Genomic DNA, 21999 nt, shown 5'->3' on the forward strand with positions numbered 1-21999 from the left:
AATTTGCCCTACTTCAGTTTATCTACAACATATGTTTTTAATACTGCCACACTTGATCTTTGTATTTATTAGCCATCCTTTTTTAATTTATATTCACAACTACCTTTAAAATTCAAATTCATAAATGAAGTATTTTCTATTCAGTAAATCCCTCTGTTTTCTAGTCCTGAATTTCACCCTAATTTGTTCAGCACAAAAAAATAGCTCTGTCAATGATATAAATTTTAATAAGGATTGGCTATTTAGTAAGGGTAGCCAGCCCAGTGCGGAAAAAAAAGATTTTGATGATTCCAACTGGAGAAAACTTGATCTCCCCCACGATTGGGCAATTGAAGGTCCATTTGATGAAAAATACAATGCCAGGACGGGAGGTTTGCCTGTACATGGTATTGGTTGGTACCGGAAAAACTTCACTATAGCTCCCAAATATGCAGGTAAAAAAATCGCCATTGAATTTGATGGCGCCATGAACAATGCTAAGGTATGGCTAAATGGGGTTTATATTGGAGAACGACCATTCGGTTACATAGGCTTTGAATTTGATTTAACTCCTCATATTAAATTTGGGGAGGAAAATGTAATTGCCGTACAATTGTCGCCCGAGGATCTAGCATCACGTTGGTATTCGGGTGCGGGGATTTATCGAAATGTACGTTTAAAAATAAATAATCCTCTACACATCCCTCAATGGGGAACCTTTATTACTACCCCGGAAGTTTCCAGGGAGAGGGCAATACTTAACATTCAAACTACTATAAAAAATTCTGGAGATAGTGCAGGCAAAGTAACCCTTCAAACAAACATTCTGGATAATAATGGTTCCACGGTTGCCTCTTCAACCAGCGAACTTAGCCTGAAATCCGGTACGGAAAAAACCGATACGCAGGAAATTGAAATTATTAAACCTCGCTTGTGGGACCTTGATTCCCCAAACCTATACAAAGCAGTTAGTCAGGTTAAAAAAGATGGGGACATTATTGATGAATATACCAGCTCATTTGGAATTCGTACTATTTCCTTTAATTCTAACGACGGTTTTAAACTCAATGGTAAAAGGATACCCCTTAACGGTGTATGTATGCATCACGATCTAGGTCCTCTGGGTGCCGCCGTGAATTATCGGGCAACAGAACGACAGATGCAAATTATGAAGGATATGGGAGTGAATGCTCTAAGGACAAGCCATAACCCTCCTTCTCCTGAAATGCTTGAAGTATGCGATAAATTGGGGATTGTAGTAATAGATGAGGCATTTGATGAATGGAAAGAAGCAAAAGTCATCAATGGATATAATAAATATTTTGATGAATGGCATGAGAAAGATCTTCGTGATATGATAAAACGGGACCGTAATCATCCTTCCGTGATTATGTGGAGTATAGGAAATGAAATTCTTGAACAGTCAAAGAAAGATGGTTGGAAAATAGCAAAAATGCTGAATGACATATGTCACGATGAAGATAATACAAGACCTACCACTGCAGGTTTCAATTACTATCCTGCAGCTTTTAAAAATAAATTAGCTCATCAGGTTGACGTAGTAGGTATGAATTATAAACCCTACAATTATGCAGAGGTTAAGCAAATGTACCCGGATATGATTATTTATGGTTCTGAGACATCTTCCCAGACCAGTAGCAGGGGTGTTTACCATTTACCAATACAAGCAGATTTAAAAGAAGGTTCGAAACACGTTTCAAGTTATGATGTGGTGGTTGGGCCTCCATGGGCTTATCCTCCCGAGGTAGAATTTGATGTACAGAATGAAAATCCTTTTTTACTCGGAGAATTTATGTGGACTGGCTTTGATTATCTTGGAGAACCTACACCTTTTGGAGGCCGTGACAACTCAACAAACGGATATTGGAATGACGATTGGCCATCCCGATCTTCCTATTTTGCTCCGGTAGATCTGGCTGGATTTCCAAAAGACCGGTTTTACCTTTATCAAAGTCAATGGACCAATGAACCTATGGTTCACGTATTGCCTCACTGGAACTGGAAAGGTAAGGAAGGTCAAAACATTCCGGTATTTGCATATACCAACGCAGATGAAGTAGAATTATTTATAAATGGCAAATCCTATGGACGCAAAATAAAAGGGATTAACAAGACAGAAATCCCTGCGGAATTTAAAGGATTTGAAAAAGGAATGTATCCTTCTAGGCATAGACTTTCATGGGATGTACCATACCAGTCAGGCGCTTTAAAGGTAATTGCCTACAAGGATGGCAATAAAGTGGCAGAAAAAGAAATTAAAACGGCCTCAAAACCAACCGGGATACACATGATTGCGGATAGAAATAATATAGCTGCTGATGGCAAGGATTTATCCTTTATAACGGTTAGGATTGAAGATGAACATGGAAATTTACATCCAATTGCAGATAATTTAGTAAAATTCCAGATTGAAGGAGATGGCGTACTAGCAGCTGTTGGTAACGGAGACCAAACCTCTATGGCTTCATTCCAAATACCAGAAAGAAAAGCATTTAACGGTTTATGTCTTCTTATTGTTAAATCTACAGAAAAAAGTGGACGCATTAAAGTAACAGCTTCTTCTCCCGGTCTGGATCCAGAAACCATAACTGTAAGAACAGAGTAGTAAATAAAATAATAATATGCTTATTAGCAATTTAAAACTGGCACTTCTTCTCTCGTTATTCATCTTAGGTGAGAGTATCAGTTTCGCCCAGAAAGAGGACGAAATAAAACCTAATTTAATTATTATACTCACTGATGATCAGGGATATGCAGATGTGGGCTTTAACGGTGCTACAGATATCCCCACACCAAACCTGGACAGGCTTGCTTCACAAGGTATTAACTTTACTAACGGATATGTTTCACATCCATATTGTAGCCCTTCCCGGGCAGGTCTTCTTACCGGAAGGTATCAGGCTAGATTTGGACATGACAACAATATTTCTGATGATGCCTTAGACGACGCTACCGTGGGGGTTCCCTTGAGCGAAACAATTATTTCTGAAGCATTAAAAGAAAATGGCTATACTACTTCGGCTATTGGAAAATGGCATTTGGGCGACCACCCCAACTTATATCCAACAAATCAGGGCTTTGATCACTGGTTTGGTTTTCCGGGAGGTGGGATGAACTACTGGGGCAATTCCAGCGGTGAGATTAGGACCGTATATCGTAATGGGGAAAAAGTACCAGAGTCTGAATTGAGATATTTAACCGATGATTTTACAGATGAGGCAATCCATTTTATAAATAACAACCAGGAACAGCCGTTTTTTATATATCTGGCTTACAACGCGCCCCACGCACCAGATCAAGTTACAGAAAAATATCTGGAACGTACCAAACATATAGAATATGGAGGGAGAAGCGTATATGCTGCCATGGTAAACGCCGTGGACGAGGGGATTGGGAAGATCGACTCCACCCTTGTTGCCAATAATCTAAAGGAAAATACTGTTCTCGTTTTTTTGAGTGATAATGGCGGTAGGATAAAACATGCAAACAACAGTCCTTACAGGGGGCACAAGGGAATGCTCTTTGAAGGAGGGATTAAAGTTCCTTTTTTTATCACCTGGCCTGCGAAACTTCCTGCTGATGAGACCTACGATAAACCGATAAGCTCATTAGACATATTTCCTACTTTTCTGGAAGCTTCAAACACATCGATTTCTACTGAGCCAAAATTGCACGGAACCAGTCTCCTACCCTACATTCTGAAAAAAGATTCTTCAGCACCTCACCAAAAACTTTTCTGGCGTTCTTCAGGAGGGTTTGAATATGCAATTCGCAGGGGGGATCACAAATTATATAAAAGTTCCTATAAAGATGACACCTTGCTTTTCAACCTGAAAGAAGATCCTTATGAAAAAAAGAATATTGCCAAAAATCATCCTGATCTCGTTCAGGACTTGGTCAGGGAATATAAGAAGTGGGATTCTAAAAACATCAAACCCGGTTGGACTGATGCACACCCAGAGAATGTTATCAAAGAGGAAGAGCGTTTTAAAGCAATTCGAAAAAGGGCAATGCAGGGTCAAAATTAATTTTATTTAGAATGAACAATATTTTCCATATCGGCTATAAATCATTTTTTATTTTTTGCCTCATACTGTACGGTTCTTCTACCACGACAGGCTTTTCTCAAGAGAAACCAAATATAATTTTCATTCTTACCGATGATCAGTCTTATGGAATGTTAGGAATTACAGGAAATGAAATCGTTAGTACCCCAAATCTTGATAAGCTTGCCAATCAAGGAACCCTCTTTACAAACGCCCACGTTACAAGCGCTATTTGTACTCCAAGCCGGATCTCCATTTTATTAAGCCAGTATGAACGTAAACATGGGGTAAACTTCAATTCGGGAACTAGTGTATCTAACGAGGCTTGGGAAAAGTCTTATCCAGTAGTTATGAGAAACTCGGGCTATTATACGGGTTGGATTGGCAAAAATCATACTCCTGTTGGAAAAGGTGGCTATTCCAGCGGGCTGATGGAAAAAAGTTTCGATTATTGGTATGCAGGTCACGGCCACTTAACTTTTTATCCCAAGGATAAACATAAGATTTTTAATGATGCCATGGCAGACACCCAGGTTGAAATTATCCAGGAAGGTATGAATGAGTTCATAGACCCAAATGCCCGAAAATTAAAAGGAGCCATTCATTTCCTCAAAGAAAGACCTATAGATAAACCTTTTTTATTGTCCGTTAATTTTAATTTACCTCACGGCGCAGGCACTCGTTCCATGGAGATGAGACCAACAGACGATGAAATTTACAGAACACTGTATCGCGATCAAAATATTCCTTTACCAGATAATTATATAGCAAAAAAAGATATCGGCACCCCAAAGTTACCCGCCACTCTTTTTAGGGTAGGAGACAGACAGGACGGCTATAGTTATGTTGATACTCCAACCACCCTAAAAGAGACTTATATCCGGCAACTGGAAGCTATGACGGGTATAGACAGGCTGGTTGGAAAATTACGGGATAAGCTGAAAGACCTGAAAATCGGTAGGAAAACAATTATCATCTTTACTTCAGACCATGGCCTGTTTATGGGAGAACAGGGAATTGGTGGGAAATCATTATGCTATGAAAAAACCACCCATGTTCCCCTCATAATTTACGATCCTTCCGTAGCGAAGAAATATAAAGGGCTTAAAAGCAATGCCCTTGTTCAAACCATAGACATAGCCCCTACAATCTTAAACTATGGTGGGGTGCAAAATCCGGTTACATTTCAGGGAAAAGATTTATCCAGTTTGGTAAATGGAGGCCAAACCAGTCCTCGCGAATATGTATTTACCGAAAACCTGTGGTCTACCCAGTTCGGAAATCCAAGGTGCGAAGCAGTTCAGAATGAAGAATGGAAATACATTCGGTACTACAAAAACGAAACATTCCCCGCTTCAAAAAAAATAGAAACTGCAAAAGAACTGGAAATCAACCTTAATAAAATGCTCTATGCGGTACACGATCCCGATATAGCGATATACAGGGACTATATAGAATCCCCGCTCCTTGGTGAAGAACCTGTTTATGAAGAATTGTACAATTTAAAAAACGATCCCCAAGAACTTAATAATCTTATCCATGAGAAACAATACGAGCCCATGTTAAGAAAATTGCAATCGGTTTGGGAGAAAGAAATCCATAAGGCCCGCGGGGAAGGTCCACCAAAAGTCTATAGGTATACGGCTGACAGCGAAGCCGAAAGCAATAATAAAAGTGAACCAGAAAGGTAAAATTTATGAAAACTATAATATCAACTTTTAGCTTCTTACTGCTGTTTCTCAGCGGCCAATCCCAGACCAATATTGTTTTTATAGAGTCTGATGACCAAAGCAATCAGACAGTTGGGGCATTTGACAATCCTCAAATGAAAACACCCAATATCGATAAACTGGTGAAAGAAGGTGTTTCATTTACTTCCGCCTACAACATGGGCTGCTGGTCACCAGCTGTATGTGTGCCAAGCCGCACAATGCTATTTTATGGAAAATATTTATGGGATTCTAAAAAAATCAATCGTCAAAACGCGCCGGAATCTTTCCCCGAAAAGCTAAAACAACATGGATATAATACCTATATGACTGGGAAATGGCACGCATGGGGTAAAAAACCAGAGGAAATTTTTGATAAGCTAGGTAGCATCCAGCCGGGACAACTTGAAACCTACTGGACCCCCAAAGGGCATGTTACCGATATTACTGGGAACGAAGCCGTTAATTATATTAAAGAATACAAAAAAGAAGATCCTTTTTTTCTGTATGTCGCTTTTAATGCGCCCCACGTACCCAGAGAAACAAAATCGCATTATTACGATCTTTATCCTACCGAAGAAATTACATTACCCCCAAATGTGAAAGAAGGACCTCTAAATCCTAACATAGAATATAATTATACCTCTGCGCCTTTAAAAAAAGGAGCTATGAGGTCACGGGTCCAACAAAATAATGCCATGATTACCCATATGGATAAGCGAATAGGCGATATTTTAAATGCTTTAAAGGCTAAAGGAATATATGAAGAAACCATCATTGTTTTTACCTCAGATCATGGTATTAATTTTGGAGAAAATGGTGTGGCGGGAAAGGTTTGTTTATATGAACCAAGTGTTACGGCTCCGCTAATAATAAAAGCTCCAAATTTCGCCAAGAATATTGAAATTAAAAGCAGGGTTTATCTACAGGATATCTCCCCTACTCTTTTCGATTTATTAAATATCACTAAGCCTGAAAAAACTGATTTTAAAAGTCTGGTCCCGCTTGTAAAAAATACTTCGACTCCCCGAGAATCTATTTACCTGGCGATGTTTGACGATCAAAGAGGAATTATAAATAAAAATCAGAAGTTGATACTTTATCCTAAATCAGGAGATATTGAGCTGTATGATTTAAATACTGATCCATGGGAAACAAACAACTTACAAAGCAATACAAATTCTAAACGGATTGTAAAAAAGCTAATGACTGAACTTGTCACCTGGCAAAAAAAGGTAGGCGACACGGTAAATATTGAAAAAGCATTTTCGAATTATTTTAAATGACTTGATGCTTGATAAATTTTCCTACTGAAACAATGAATTTAAGTTAAGTTTCACCTGTCCTTTTACCTAAAACCGTAGAACGATTGACCACCAAGAGTAATAAGAAAATATTTATTCATTAATAACGGTCGTTTTTTTCAAGGGACAGGCTCAATACCCAATAGAGAAAACAAACGAAGAAGTGCAACAATAACAATTACTTAGCGGCATATGAAAATTCAATGCTATTTAGAAAGCAGTATAATGAAATCGCAAATAAAATGAAAGACAAGCTTTTAAATATTGTTTTAGGAAACAATCGTGTAGGGGTAGATTGGGAAAAGTGGGGAACAGGTCCAATGGTATTTACTTTCTAACGCTAATATTTCACACAGTAGAAAGGTAGTTTTATATAAATAATCTCAAATGAAAAAAATAATTAAACTAATTCTAATTATTCTTTTAGTCCAAAGTGGATTTGCACAACAAAAGGGCAAGGTAAAAAATGGCGTTTGTTTTGCACTATATACCGTGCATGAAAACATCTTAAAACTAACAGCTCAATTTTATCCAGTAAAAAATTATGATCCTTTTGAAGCCACACTTCAAATAAAGGAAAATAATAAATGGGAAACTGTCCAAGAATCCGACATTGTTTATCCAGGTTACACGGCGCATTTTAGATTGGAAGATTGGGACGATTCGGTTGAAAAACAATACAGAATTGTTTACAAAAAAGACCAATACTATGAAGGCATCATACGCAAAAACCCTAAAGATAAAAATGAAATTATCATGGCTGCCTTTTCATGCTGGTCTACCTACCAAGAACATGGAGGTGCCAGTGCAAAAGATATCACTGATAATTTGAAAAAGCTAAATCCAGATATTTTATTCTTTGCTGGTGATCAAGTGTATGATCACAGTGATCATTATGGGAACTGGATACTTTTTGGCGAAACTTTTGGCGACATAATCAAAAACACACCAACCGTAACAATCCCAGACGATCATGACGTAGGTCAAGGTAATATATGGGGAGATGGAGGTAGAAAATCAGAAAGTAGAGATGGAAATTACGGTGGCTATTACATGCCAGTGTCTTACATAAAAGAAGTAGAGAGAGCACAAACCAGTCATTTACCAGATCCTTACGACCCAACTCCAATAGATCAAGATATTGGCGTGTATTACACGGATCTAACTTGGGGAGGCATCAGTTTTGCAATTATTGAAGATAGAAAGTTTAAATCTGGACCAAAACGAGTTTTAGACCAAAAGAGCTATAACGATACCCGAAATATGGATGTAGAGGAGGCAACGCTCTTAGGTGAAAGACAGTTAGACTTTCTTGAAGACTGGACCACAGATTGGAATAACGCTGAAATGAAAGCAGTACTTTCTGCAACCATATTTACCAATTTGGCCACCCATACACCAACTATCGACAAAAAGACAAACTACAGTGTTGATGCCAACGGTTGGCCACAAGCAGGACGAAATAAAGCGTTAAAAGTCATCAGAAAAAGCTTTTCATGTATGATTGCCGGTGATCAGCATTTAGGATCGGTTGTACACCATGGTATTGAAGATTGGAACAATGCCGGCTACTCTTTTGCGGTTCCCGCTGCAGCTAATTTTTGGATGCGCTGGTGGAACCCCGATGAACCAGGAAAAAACAGAAAACCAAATTCTCCAAAATATACGGGCGAATACAAGGATGCATTTCATAATAAAATTACTGTACACGCCGTTGCAAACCCTACCCACAAAGACAATACGCAAAGAGAGGATTTATTGGACGGTAGAGCAGCGGGATACGGCATCATTAGGTTTAACAGACCAAAACGGGAAATCACATACGAATGCTGGAAGAGAAACGTAGACATTACCAATCCAAATAGTAAACAATATGAGGGATGGCCTGTAACATTTTCACAAACAGATAATTTTATTGTGAATGAAGGTTATCAGTTACCAAAACTTAAAATTTCAAAACCTAATCAAGTAGTAACTGTTAGAGATAACTACACGAAAGAGGTCATTTCTTCCTTAAGGTTAAAAGGATCAACATACTCTCCAAAAGTGATGCACCAAGGTGATTATTCCATAGAGGTCGGTGAAGGAAAACATAAAAAGCGGTATTTCGGTATCGAAGCATCAAAGAAAAATTCTTCGATTATTAAAGTGGAACTTTAATCATTAATCTGTCTCCCAAAATTAAGTATTTGAACTAAAACATCTTAACTAAACGAAATAAAACCATGAATATAAAACAGGATTTGACCCATTTGCTAGTTGCGCTATTTATGGTATTGGTTAATATATCGATGTATTGCCAAAACCTAGATGATTCGCCATTTCTTAACATTAAGTCTTTTGGTGCTAAAGGAGATGGAAAAACCGATGACACCCCTGCTCTGTTAAAGGCCATGGAAGCTGCGACTCAGTCAGATGGAACAGTATATTTTCCGCATGGTAATTACCTAATACACCCAATAAAAGTACCAAGCCATATTACTTTGCTGGGTTATTCAGCTTGGGGGTATGAAAATAAGGATAAAGCTGATAAAGATTATATTGGCAAAACAATCTTAACCGCACAATCTGGTGATGCCCGTGCACTGCTAAATTTAGATAATAATCGTGGAATACGTATTATTGGATTAACATTAGATGGAAAAAAATTGGGCAAGCGTATGCATGGTGTTTACGCCCGCCATTCAGGCTCAGAACAACATAACATTATTGAAGATTGCAGAATACAACGCTTTAGTGGTTCTGGTATACGTTTAGAACGTTCTTGGGTGTTTGGAGTGCGCCGTTGCTTGCTTATGTTTAACCAAGAACATGGTGTGGATATAACGGGAGGATATGATGGCTGGATGATCGACAATCAATTTACTGCTAATAACGGCTATGGACTTTTTGCACGAGGAGAACCACATCCAGACAAAACAAAGGAAGAAATAAAAGATTTAAAGTTTTTTGGAGGTGCATCCGTAATGGTTACAGCTAATCGAATTGAATGGAATAAAAAAGGAGGCATTTTTTTAAACAAATCGAACTCCATGCAAATTACAGGATGTGCAATCGACCATAATTTTGGTCCCGGTATAAAAATCACTAATGGGACAGCACACACAATTTCGGGGAATTTATTGAGAAGCAATGGTGTTGATGCTAAGGATGATGCTTGCTCTCAGATTTGGTTAGAGAATGTAAATGGTGTATCTGTTACAGGAAATACTATTTGGGGTTGGTATAACCGTAAAGAGTACAAATTTGAATTTCCATACCCTTTTTACGGCATCATCGCTAAAAACCTTCAAGGAAGTGTGATTTCCCAAAACGCTATGTACCAAAGTTCAAGCAAAGAAGGTATTAGTGATAGAGGCGGAAACGGAACCTCTATAATAAAGGATAACGCTTACGTTAAACCAAAAATTGAGAAAATTGATGGTGGCGGGTTTCGTATTCTAGAAAATAAATAAAAGCTCATTATACATTTAACTTCAAAATAAAATATGTTGATGAAAAAACTTGTGATTGTTCTGTTTATATTTGGCATATCGCCTCATCCTTATGCCCAATCAGGGCCACCCGAACCGCCAATAGGAAAACGCTGGGTAATAAACCCTGATTTTTCAGATGAATTTAATGGTGAAACTTTAGATTCAGAAAAATGGCATGATTATCATCCAACATGGAAGGGTAGAGAACCAGGTCTTTTCATGCCTTCGCAAGTGTCTGTAAGTGATGGTTACCTACAAATTAAAGGCGGAAAAATGGAAAAAGACACCATTATAAACGGGAAAACCTTCAATATAAAAGGAGGCGCTGTAGTTTCTAAAAAAACGGCCCTTTTTGGCTATTTTGAATGTCGGGTCAAAGCCGCTGCAACCACCATGTCCACCACATTTTGGTTTTCGGGAGGTGGTGGTAAAGGACCAAAAGGGTGTGACAACTACCATCAAGAATGGGACATCCAAGAATGTATTGGTAGAAGTGGCGATTTTGCTGGCAACTTTTTTTCTAACGGCATGAATTCTAATGGGCATTTTTGGTACACCGACTGCGATAAGGAAAGACACGATATAAGAGCGCCAGCCGTAAAGTTTGTTAATACAGAATTGGCTTCAAAAGATTTTCACGTGTACGGTGGTTGGTGGAGAGATGCAAAAACCGCATCGCTTTATTATGATGATAGGGCACCAAAACATATGAAGTTCTATGATGGCATACTTGAAAAACCTTTCAATAAACCCATGTACATGCGATTGGTGTCTGAAACGTATCCCTATCCCTGGATAGAATTACCTACCGACGAAGAATTAGCTGATGATACCAAAAACACGGTGTATTATGATTGGGTAAGAAGTTACGATTTGGTTGATGTAGAGGATAAATCGATAGATCAGTCTTATGAAACGGGTCTAAATTTATATAACGAAAGTGTCATTTTTTCAGATTTGGAAATTGAATTAGAAACTAGCGATGTATTGAAAATTCCTTTACGTTACAAAGCCAATCAGCATAGAAAAATACATATAAAAATTTCTGAAACCACAGATAGACTCAAGGAAAAGTGGGATAAGAAAGTTATTGAAAAAATAATAGATGTCTATCCGGGTTATGGAAATATCGGTGTTATTTTTAACCTTGAACAAAAGTTGTCTAAATCGGCAAGCTATATTGTAGAAGCATTGATTAAAGATGTAAACGATGATAACCAAACTAGAAAAGCATTAGACACGAGTACTATGTTTTTTACCATTCATTAATTTTATTTGATATTGATACTAGCTGAAAAATATATAATGAAAAAAAATAGGGTTACTATTCGCATTGTTTGGATGGTGTAATATGTTTTATGCACAAACACGAAAGCAAGATTTTAATTTCGATTGGAAATTTACATTAGTTGAAGACACCAAACTTCCAACCAACCTGCCTCTGGACGATGCGGCGTAATGGAGAGACGTTCGTTTGCCACACGATTGGAGTGTAGAAGGTTCGTATAGTGAAGATTTCGATGGCGCTACTGGATATTTGCCTGGTGGAGCGGGGCTTATCAAATGCATTGTTATAGATAAGTATGATAAAACACGGAAAACTTAAAGGGTGACTGGGAAATTTCCAGGGTTGGGAACAAAGATTCTAGATTTTTTTAGAATATATTCTTTGAAACACCATATTAAAAAAGAAGTTAGGACTAGTATCATCACTTATCTAACTGTTCTACCATAAAAAAATTACGAGGTTCAAATTCCATTAAAAAGTTACCAAAGAAAAATAACACATATCTTCTGCTATAGTAGACATATGTTTTCTTGTTTCTTAATAAAAATACAAATATTTGGTTTAAATAATAGACTGAATGAAAAAGTTAACGTTTAAACTAATAAGTTTGGTATTCCTATTTGGAGGCTGCTTGTTAATTACTGCCCAATCCTCACCAAAACCTAATGTAATTTTTATACTTGCCGATGACCAGGGATATGGAGATATGGCTATTAACGGGAACCCTTTGCTTAAAACCCCTCACATAGATGAATTGGGTAAAGAAGGCATATATCTAACAAACTTTCATACTGAAACCACCTGTTCACCCACTAGAGCTGGATTAATGACTGGTCAGTATGCTAATAAAGTAGGGGTTTGGCATACAGTTAAAGGCCGAGAGCTATTGGACAGGAGATTTATGACGATAGGCCAGGCTTTCAATGATGGCGGATATGCCACAGGGATCTTCGGGAAATGGCATCTGGGAGATTATGAAGGATATAGGCCCGATCAACGAGGTTTTGACGAAGCATTTGTATGCCGTGGCGGAGGTGTAAGCCAGATTGCAGACTTTTGGAACAACGACTATTTTGGAGACACCTATTTTAGGAATGGAAAGCCGGAAAAGATTACTAATAATAAATTTTGTACAGATGTCTGGTTCGATAACGCTTTTGCTTTTATAACAAAAAAATCAAAGCAAGGCCAACCTTTTTTCTGTTATATTCCCACCAATGCTGCACATTCACCATATTTTGCACCTCAGCAGTATCTGGATATGTACCAGAACAAAGAGGGAGTCCTTAATGCCGCATTTTATGGAATGATTACCAACATCGATCATAATCTGGGACGTTTGCAAAAACTGCTACGAGAATTGAATATAGCAGATAACACTATTCTCGTATACACCTCCGATAACGGTTCAACCCTAAGAGGACCTAAAGAAAAAGCTTATAATAGTGGATTAAGAGGAAGAAAAGGATCTGAATATGAAGGGGGCCATAGACTACCTCTTTTTATCTACTGGAAAGATGGAAAATTAACCGGCGGTAAAAGATTGGATGAATTGACTTCATATGTGGATCTAATGCCAACCCTTTTAGATTTATGCGGTATTAAAGTCCCAAAAAACCTTGATGGGGTAAGTTTAGAAAACTATCTATATAACAAACCCCATAATCTTAAGGAAAGAGTAATCGTGTCCAATACCCAGCGACAGGATTCCTTACAAAAATGGAAGAATACCTCAATCATGAAAGAGCATTGGAGGTTAATCACCAATGCGGAAAAAGTAGAACTTTATAATTTAGAAACCGATTGGGGCCAGCAAAATAATATAGTACAGGAACATCCTGAAGTGGTTAAAAATTTAAAAGATGCTTATGAAGATTATTGGGCAAATATCTCCGTCAATGCCCATAAATATAACCTTATTCCTGTAGAGCCGGGTAAAGAAGCCTTTATGACTGCAGATGATTGCCACGAATCGGATGGAGCCGTCGCCTGGACACCTTATCATGTACGAAATGGCGAAGGGGCTAAAAATGGTTTCTGGACTATTGATGTTAGAGAAGCGGGGTACTACACCATTTCTCTAAGGCGATACCCAAAAGAAACCAATTTAGCTATCAATGACCCGGCACCTGAAGGCGATCCGGTTCCTGGTACTTCTCCAAGCTATCCACCGGGCAAAATTCTAAATTTCAAAAAGGCATCTATACTAATGAATGGAAAGCCTAAAAAGGAAAAAATGATCAAAGACAATCCTATTGAGATCAATTTCAATACAAAATTGTCCAAAGGCATGCTAAAGCTAAATGCCAGTTTTATAGATGATAAGGCGCAAAGATTGGATGCTTATTATGTATATATCAACAAAACAGCCAGGCCTTAGCAGATAGGTTTTATAAATGATTTATTCTACAAAGGCTCGTGAAAACTTAAAAGATTGACCAACCCATGCATAAAAAAAACATCAAACCTAGCCTACTTTTTTTCTTCTTTATGATAATGCTTTCAGCCAAATCTCAGGAAATAGGGAAGCAACCTCCAAATATAGTATGGATCGTCTCAGAAGATAATTCCAAACATTATTTAAAACTTTTTGACGATAACGGGGTAGAAACACCAAATATCGCCAATCTGGCAGAAGAAGGAATCCTTTTTACGCGGGCATTTTCCAATGCCCCGGTTTGTAGTGTGGCCAGGTCAACTATTATTTCTGGATCTTATGCCCCGAGGATTGGGGCGCAATACCATAGAAAATCCAAAATAGTACCCATGCCCGATTCAATAGATATGTTCCCTGCTTATTTAAGAAAAGCTGGATATTACACTACAAATAATAGTAAAGAAGATTACAACCTTATAAAAGGAGAGGATGTTTGGGACGATTCTTCTAAAAATGCCACGTGGAAGAACAGGGAGAAAGGCCAGCCTTTTTTCCATGTCTTTAATATTGGAACAACGCATGAGTCTGGCATCCATTTTCAAAAAGAAGATATAGAAACCATTGCCACCGTAACAAGTGAGGCTAGTTTTAAGGTACAACCCACGCATCCCGAAACCAAAATTTTTAAATATACCAATGCACGCTATCGGGACAAGATGATAAAGATGGATAAAGAAGTAGGCCAGGTGGTCCAGGAATTGGAAAAAGAGGGACTTCTGGAAAATACTTTTATTTTTTACTACGGGGACCATGGCGGAGTCCTGCCCGGTAGCAAGGGCTATTTATATGAAACAGGCCTGCATGTGCCTTTGGTTGTACGTATACCGAAAAAGTACAAAAACCTAGTAAACTGGGATTCTGGAAGTAAAACTGGACGCTTTGTAAGTTTTGTAGATCTGGCACCCACCGTGCTTCATCTCGCCGGTGTCAATGTTCCCAGGCAAATGGATGGAAGGCCTTTTTTAAGTAATAATTTAAAGCATGAAATACCTGAAACGCAAACTATCACTTATGCTTATGCCGATCGGTTTGACGAGAAGTATGACATGGTGAGATCAATAAGAAAAGGAAAATATAAATACATTAGAAATTTTCAGCCTTTCAATCCTGATGCGCTAATGAATGAATACCGGTACAAACAGCTGGCTTATAAGCAATGGAAATCTCTATATGAGCAGGGAAAATTGAATAAAATACAGGCTAAATTCTTTCAACCTAAAGCTGCTGAAATGCTTTTTGACCTGGAAAAAGATCCTTACGAAACCAACAATCTGGCAAAAAACTCCAAGTTAAAACATACCCTGATAGATTTACGTAAACACCTGGATCATTGGATGATGAACATGCCCGATCTATCTTTCTACCCGGAATACCATCTCCTTGAACATGCTGTTGAAAATCCGGTTGCTTTTGGTCAGCAGCATAAGCAGGATATCATTAGGTACCATAAAGTTTCCCAATTAATGTTACAAAATTTCAGCGGAGTCAAACATAAACTTGAATCTTACCTCCAATCTAAAGACCCATGGGAACGATATTGGGCTTTAATAGTGTGCAGCAGTTTCAGAAAAAAAGCCAAAACATTAACGCCTCTGGTGAAATCTATGGCAGCACAAGATCCTAAAAGAATAAACAGAGTAAGGGCAGCACAATTCCTTGGTCTTATAAAAAAAGAAAACCCTGCTCCTGTAATGCTGGACGCACTTTATGCTACAGACAGGCCTATGGAAGCCCTTCTTATTTTGAATATGATAACGGTGTTAAATTCGCAGGATTTAAATTATAACTTCTTTATTGATCCTCAAAAAATCGATCCCAAAGTACTGGAAGAGCAACTGGTAGCTGCCCGTATTAAATATTTAAACAATTGAACTAGGAAGTATAGCGGTTCCGCAATGCGGAAAAAAGTAGATAAAATTTCATGTAATCTTCCCTGGGCTTCAGATTAAAAGCCTTTGAAAAAACAGATAATCATTTGTTGCCTAAAAAAAACCCTGAGTATTGTACCTAAAAGATATCAATTAAGAAATTAGCTGTAATAACCCTATTAGGATTGTACCCAGCAGACATTTATGATAAAAATTAAATACCGGGGGGCCTATTAAATAAATCAAAATGAAATATAAAAAATTATTAAATCTAGTGTTTTTAGAAGCTGTTTTTAGCATGTCGGTGTTGCTATATGCCCAGGCTCCTTCTTCTGAAAATTATACTCCAGACTGGGAGTCTTTAGAGAATGTGAATCCTGCTCCAGACTGGTTTAGGGATGCCAAATTTGGAATTTACACCCACTGGGGACCGGTATCGGCAGCCTTTGTAGGCTCCGACCCTGATAAATTTTATGCAGGCTGGCATGGGATGAAAATGTATGAAGACGGCCAGAAAGTACCTACCAAAAATGGGAAACCAACCACAAACTATGAGCATCATGTGGCACAGCTCGGGGACCCAGCTGAATTTGGATACAAATATTATATTGAGAATTTTGATACTTCCGGTTTTGATGCAAAAGAATGGGCAGAATTGTTTAAACTTTCCGGGGCAAAATTTGCCGGCCCGGTGGCTATGCACCACGATAATTTCGCCATGTGGGATTCAAAATCCACCCGCTGGAATTCCATGAATTATGGTGGTATAGATCCTTCCGCAACATTGAAAAAAGAGATCGAAGCCAGGGGCATGAAATACATGGGGTCTTTTCACCATGCCTTTACATGGATGTATTTTGCCCCGGCCCATGCTTATGGAGGGGTAGATCCAGAAGACTACGATCTTTATACCAATCCTCATTCGCTGGAATCTACCACTCCAGATAAACAGTTTTACCAAGCATGGTGGGAAAAAATAAAGGAATTCATAGATGTGTACCAGCCAGATCTAATATGGTTTGACTGGTGGCTGGAAAATATGGACGAAGAGACCCGTAAAAAATTCCTCGCTTATTATTATAATAAAGGCCTGGAATGGGGAAAAGATGTGGTGGTTTGTTATAAAGAGGATACTTTCTCTGAAACTACTGCCGTTAAAGATTATGAACGTGGGCGACCCAATCAACCCAAAAATAATGTCTGGCTTACAGATACTTCACCGGGTGCTTGGTTTTACAGGCCTAACGCCAAGTTTAAAACTCCCAACGAAATAATTGACATTTTGATAGACATTGTTTCTAAAAACGGTTCCATGTTGCTAAATGTACCTCCCAACCCTGATGGGTCCATCCCCCAGGAAATGACAGACCTACTTACCGATATCGGAAAATGGCTTAAAATCAACGGAGAGGCCATCTACGGAACCCGTCCCTGGACCATTTTTGGAGAAGGCCCTACGCGCTTGCCAGAAGGTGGTCACAAGGTGGAAAAGATTAAAATAGAATATAGAAATTCTGATATACGCTTTACGAAAAAATCAGAAAAAGAATTTTATGTGATTGTAATGGATAAGCCTGATCGAGAAACACTTGTTAAATCGTTAAGCACTCAAATTGGGGTTTTAAATTCTTCTATTAAAAATATAGAATTGCTTGGGAGCGATGAAAAAGTTGAATGGAATTTAGATGAGGAAGGGCTTACTATTAGGGCCCCCACTAATCTACCCTCAGAATATGCCCTTTCATACAAAATTGTTTTGGAAGGATATACAGAAAATGATATTGGAGGCGCTGTTGAAGACCATGTAGATTAAAATCAAGCAAAATGAATAAAACAAAAATTATTACGTTGTTAATTTTAATTTTGTACACTGTGTTATCATGTGTAGGAGATAAAAAAGAAACCACAACCAAAAGAGACACTGCCTTTCCTTATAAGTTACCAGCTGAAAAGCCTGATATTCCATTGAGTGCGGCACTAGAACGAAATTACACCAATTACATGGCTCCTCGGCCAGAAGATAATGAACTATTTTCCCAGTTTAAATATACGAAATTGAAAGGCTTTGATTATAATGATCATGACGGGACCATTTCACGACGGGACCCTTCAAAGGTGATCTTCGCCAACGGCAAGTATTATGTTTGGTACACCTATAGGAATACCCCCACCCCACCCCAGGGAGCCGAAAAAAGCAATGAAAGCATTCCATCGTCTGACTGGGACCTGGCAGAAATATGGTATGCCACCAGTGAAGATGGCCTCACCTGGGAGGAGCAAGGAGTCGCTGTTCCCAGGCCACCAAAACCAAATGTAGGCTGGAGATCGGTTAGTACAGCCGATATATTAAAATGGGAAGGAAAGTACTACCTGTATTATCAAGGCTTTATGGAAGCAAGTGGAAAACGGGGTGACGATTGCCCGGTAGTAGTATCATACTCTGATTCGCCTGATGGCCCATGGATCCCACATAACGAAATTGTAATCCCGAATGGGGCTCCCGGTGAATGGGATCAATTTTCCATTCATGATCCTCATCCCTTTGTTTATAAGGGAAAAATCTATTTATATTATAAATCTGATTTTGATGGTGACCCACGTCTGGTCCGCATGCAGGGTTTAGCGACTGCTAACAATCCTTTAGGTCCATTCAAAAAGCATCCTTTAAACCCAGTCATCAATTCCGGTCACGAAACATCTCTATTTCCTTTTAAGGAGGGTATGGCTGCTATGGTTACCAGAGATGGGAACGAGCATCATACCATTCAGTATGCCGAAGATGGTGTCAATTTTGATATTGCCTCCATCGTAACGCTCCTTCCTACCGCCGCTGGCTCCTTTATACCGGATGCATTTACTAATACCAGTAATGGTCGTGGTATTACATGGGGTTTATCTCATTTTACAAATGTTACCAACTGGTCAGAAAATCATGCGGTCCTCACCCGTTTTGATTGCGACCTGAGTCAGGATATACATGATCCAGATATGAAACACCATAACGAATACTATAAACCTGAATTTTATTATAAACATAGCCTCAACGAAAAGCAGCTTCAAAGAATAACAAAATCTAACAAAGCCAAGCAAGCTTCTTCAAAATAACTTAAGATTTGAACCCTCACTTTCATTGTAGGAAAATCAGCATACACTATTGCATGAAAGTTTTTTTAACACCCTGAAATATCTTTGACCATATGTTGCTAATAAAAACTTATATGTAGCATTCCATAAAAGCATAGCCATTTAGCTTTATCAAAAAACCAATATTATGCTTAAAACTACTCAGATCTACTTTTGTCTCTTTTTTCTGCTGTTGGGCTCAATAACTTTTTCCAAGGATATTTATGTTGCCACGGACGGGAATGACGCTAGTGGGGATGGAACAATCAATAATCCATATAGGACTTTTGAAAAAGCCATATCCGAGATGTCTGCTGGAGATGTTTGTATTATTCGTGAAGGCGTTTATAATGAATCTTTAATTATTAATAAAAATGGAAGTGTTGGTAATTATTTAAAATTTAAAGCTGCTGATGGTGAAAAAGTAAATATAAGAGCTACATCTAAAATTAATGATTGGCAATTGCATTCTGGTAATATTTACAAAGCCAACGTTAATATGTCTATTGATGGTAGATTTAGAGCTGTTTATCATAATGGAGAATACATGGATTTGGCAAGATGGCCCAATAATACAGACAACAACCGTTGGACTGTAGATTGTTCTCCTGCTACAGGAGGCGATGCCGGCACTAGTATTACTGGTGATGGCATTCCGGATTACGATTGGGAAGATGGTGGACTAATTTATTATTTAGGTGCACATTCTGGAACTAGTTGGACCAGGGCCATAACCGCCAGTACAACATCTAGTATTAGCCATACTGAAGTTGATATTAATAAATGGCCATTTAGTGTTCATAATGTTAGTGTATGGAGAAATTACCCGGGAAATAATCGTGGGCAGTTTTTTCTATTTAATAAATTAGAAGCATTAGATCATGCGAGAGAATGGTTTTATGATAGCGGGACTAGTACACTTTATCTCCAAACAGCTGATGGGAATATGCCAGCAGATGGAGCTGTGGAATACGCAAAACATAAATATGCCGCTCAAATCTCAGGAGAATATATCATTTTGAATGGACTAAATTTCTTCGGCGGTAGTGTAAAAGTAGATAATAATGCGGATAATAACCAAATACTTAATTGTAAAATAATTCATGGTAGTGAAGGGCATGATGATTTAAATAATACATCCGCTCAAGTGGGTGAAGCTACCCTTCAAGTTCTTGGAGACAACACCTTGATAAAAGGCTGCACTATAGATCACAGCTCTGTGAGCGGAATAGTCATAGCCGGTTGGGCAGCTTCAAATTGCACTATAGAGGGGAATAGTATTAGCAACATGGACTATTTAGGTATTCACGCATCCCCCATTAGAACTAGTGGTGACAATGTAAAAGTTTTAGAAAACACCATTACTAATGCCGGTAGAGATGGTATGTATGTAGCTGGCTCTAATTGTGAGATTGCCTACAATGATGTTTCCAATTCACAGAAAATTAATAGTGATTCCGGTGTATTTTATACAGTTGGTAATGCCAGTTTAAAAAATAATAAAATCCATCACAACTGGTTTCATGATGCTACGGCTCCTTCTTATTCTCATAATCCTAATGATCCGGGTAAAGCAGCCGGTATCTATTTAGATAATAATAGTAAAGGCTATACGGTGCACCACAACGTGGTTTGGAATGTATCCTGGAGTGGTTACCAAGTAAACTGGAACAATACTAATCTTGACTTTTTTCATAATACCATTTGGAATACCGAACGCGCTATGGATTCTTGGGTGAATGGTTACCCACAAGAAAATAATAAAATTTATAATAATTACTCCAATAAAGGAGATTGGCATACTGGAAATGGCCCTCAAGAATTTGATATTCAAAATAACATTATTGCTAACACCACCCCTTTTGAAGATCCAGCCAATATGAATTTCATGCCAAAATCAGGTAGTGAACTTATAGATGCAGCTTCAATTATTTCTGGTTTTAATAAGCCATTTCAAGGATCTGCTCCTGATATTGGAGCCTATGAAAAATTTGGCACTAGATGGACCGCTGGTGTGAATGCTATTAAAGATACTGGTGAAGGCCAACCCATATCCATCTTGGACACTCAGTTTACCATTTCTGCGACAACAGAAACTTGTCCGAATAAAGACAATGGCACAATTAACATAGTTGCTGATGTAGCACAAGATTACTCGGTTAATATCAATGGTACAGATCAAAATTTCACAAATCAATTAAACCTCGAAAACTTAAAACCAGATGTCTATGAGTTATGTATTTCAATAAATGACAACCCGGAAAGCCAATGTTTTAGTATTGAGATTAAAGAGGCCACACAACTCTTCAGCAATTCTTCATTGACCAACAAAAAGTATTCTATCAACATACAAGAAGGTACAGCACCATTTGTTATATCCGTAAATGATAAAGTAATTTATGAAACATACGAACAATCACTAGCCGTAAATGTAAATCAAGGTGATGAAGTTAAAATAAAATCCAGTAAAGATTGCGAAGGGGAAATTATTGAGATAATTGATATGTATGACAGTATAATATCTTATCCTAACCCCACCAATGGAGATTTTCAACTCCAATTGCCTGTTAACGAAGGTAAAATCTCTATAGAATTATATGATATCTACTCACGCTTAATATCATCTAAGGTATATGTTATTGAATCAGGAAAAGTAAACCTAAGCTTACATAACGAACCCTCAGGAATGTATTTTGCCAGAATACTGGGCGAAAATCCTGTTTATGTTAAAGTGATAAAGAAATAAAT

The 21999-nt window shown here is 38.1% G+C and carries 12 protein-coding genes; all 12 read left to right on the forward strand.

Features of this window, described 5'->3' with window-relative positions:
- Positions 1 to 124: 124 nt before the first annotated feature.
- The 12 genes from galB (at position 125) to BM084_RS04590 (ending at position 21997) form a co-directional block, all read left to right on the forward strand.
- Positions 125 to 2605, forward strand: a complete 2481-nt coding sequence (gene galB / locus BM084_RS04530) for a beta-galactosidase GalB (protein ID WP_093303098.1) — start codon at positions 125 to 127, stop codon at positions 2603 to 2605.
- Between the two features lie 16 nt (positions 2606 to 2621).
- Positions 2622 to 4028 (forward strand): sulfatase-like hydrolase/transferase, encoded by a 1407-nt coding sequence (locus tag BM084_RS04535; protein WP_093303101.1) that lies wholly within the window; start codon positions 2622 to 2624, stop codon positions 4026 to 4028.
- An 11-nt stretch (positions 4029 to 4039) separates the two neighbouring features.
- Entirely contained in the window at positions 4040 to 5737 is a 1698-nt protein-coding gene (locus tag BM084_RS04540) for a sulfatase-like hydrolase/transferase (protein WP_093303105.1), read from the forward strand.
- A 5-nt stretch (positions 5738 to 5742) separates the two neighbouring features.
- Positions 5743 to 7041 carry a sulfatase-like hydrolase/transferase gene (locus tag BM084_RS04545; protein WP_093303107.1) on the forward strand — a complete coding sequence of 433 codons (1299 nt, stop codon included), beginning with the start codon at positions 5743 to 5745 and terminating at the stop codon, positions 7039 to 7041.
- 405 nt (positions 7042 to 7446) lie between these two features.
- Entirely contained in the window at positions 7447 to 9219 is a 1773-nt protein-coding gene (locus BM084_RS04550; RefSeq protein ID WP_177195657.1) for a metallophosphoesterase family protein, read from the forward strand.
- A 65-nt stretch (positions 9220 to 9284) separates the two neighbouring features.
- Positions 9285 to 10514: a right-handed parallel beta-helix repeat-containing protein gene (locus tag BM084_RS04555; RefSeq protein ID WP_093303110.1), complete on the forward strand. Its 1230-nt coding sequence runs from the start codon at positions 9285 to 9287 to the stop codon at positions 10512 to 10514.
- 39 nt (positions 10515 to 10553) lie between these two features.
- Entirely contained in the window at positions 10554 to 11804 is a 1251-nt protein-coding gene (locus tag BM084_RS04560) for a family 16 glycosylhydrolase (RefSeq protein WP_218152229.1), read from the forward strand.
- Between the two features lie 596 nt (positions 11805 to 12400).
- Entirely contained in the window at positions 12401 to 14203 is a 1803-nt protein-coding gene (locus tag BM084_RS04570) for an arylsulfatase (RefSeq protein ID WP_093303115.1), read from the forward strand.
- Positions 14204 to 14268: 65 nt separating this feature from the next.
- Positions 14269 to 16131 (forward strand): sulfatase family protein, encoded by a 1863-nt coding sequence (locus BM084_RS04575; RefSeq protein ID WP_093303118.1) that lies wholly within the window; start codon positions 14269 to 14271, stop codon positions 16129 to 16131.
- 244 nt (positions 16132 to 16375) lie between these two features.
- The gene (locus BM084_RS04580) at positions 16376 to 17941 is read left to right on the forward strand and encodes an alpha-L-fucosidase (RefSeq protein ID WP_093303120.1); all 1566 of its coding nucleotides are present in this window, start codon (positions 16376 to 16378) and stop codon (positions 17939 to 17941) included.
- Positions 17942 to 17952: 11 nt separating this feature from the next.
- Positions 17953 to 19233 (forward strand): glycoside hydrolase family 117 protein, encoded by a 1281-nt coding sequence (locus tag BM084_RS04585; protein WP_093303125.1) that lies wholly within the window; start codon positions 17953 to 17955, stop codon positions 19231 to 19233.
- A gap of 166 nt (positions 19234 to 19399) precedes the next feature.
- Complete coding sequence (locus BM084_RS04590; protein WP_093303128.1) at positions 19400 to 21997, forward strand: T9SS type A sorting domain-containing protein; 2598 nt, start codon at positions 19400 to 19402, stop codon at positions 21995 to 21997.
- Positions 21998 to 21999 lie beyond the last annotated feature (2 nt).

This window comes from Salegentibacter agarivorans (assembly GCF_900113135.1).
In the GTDB taxonomy this organism is placed as follows: Bacteria; Bacteroidota; Bacteroidia; order Flavobacteriales; family Flavobacteriaceae; genus Salegentibacter; species Salegentibacter agarivorans.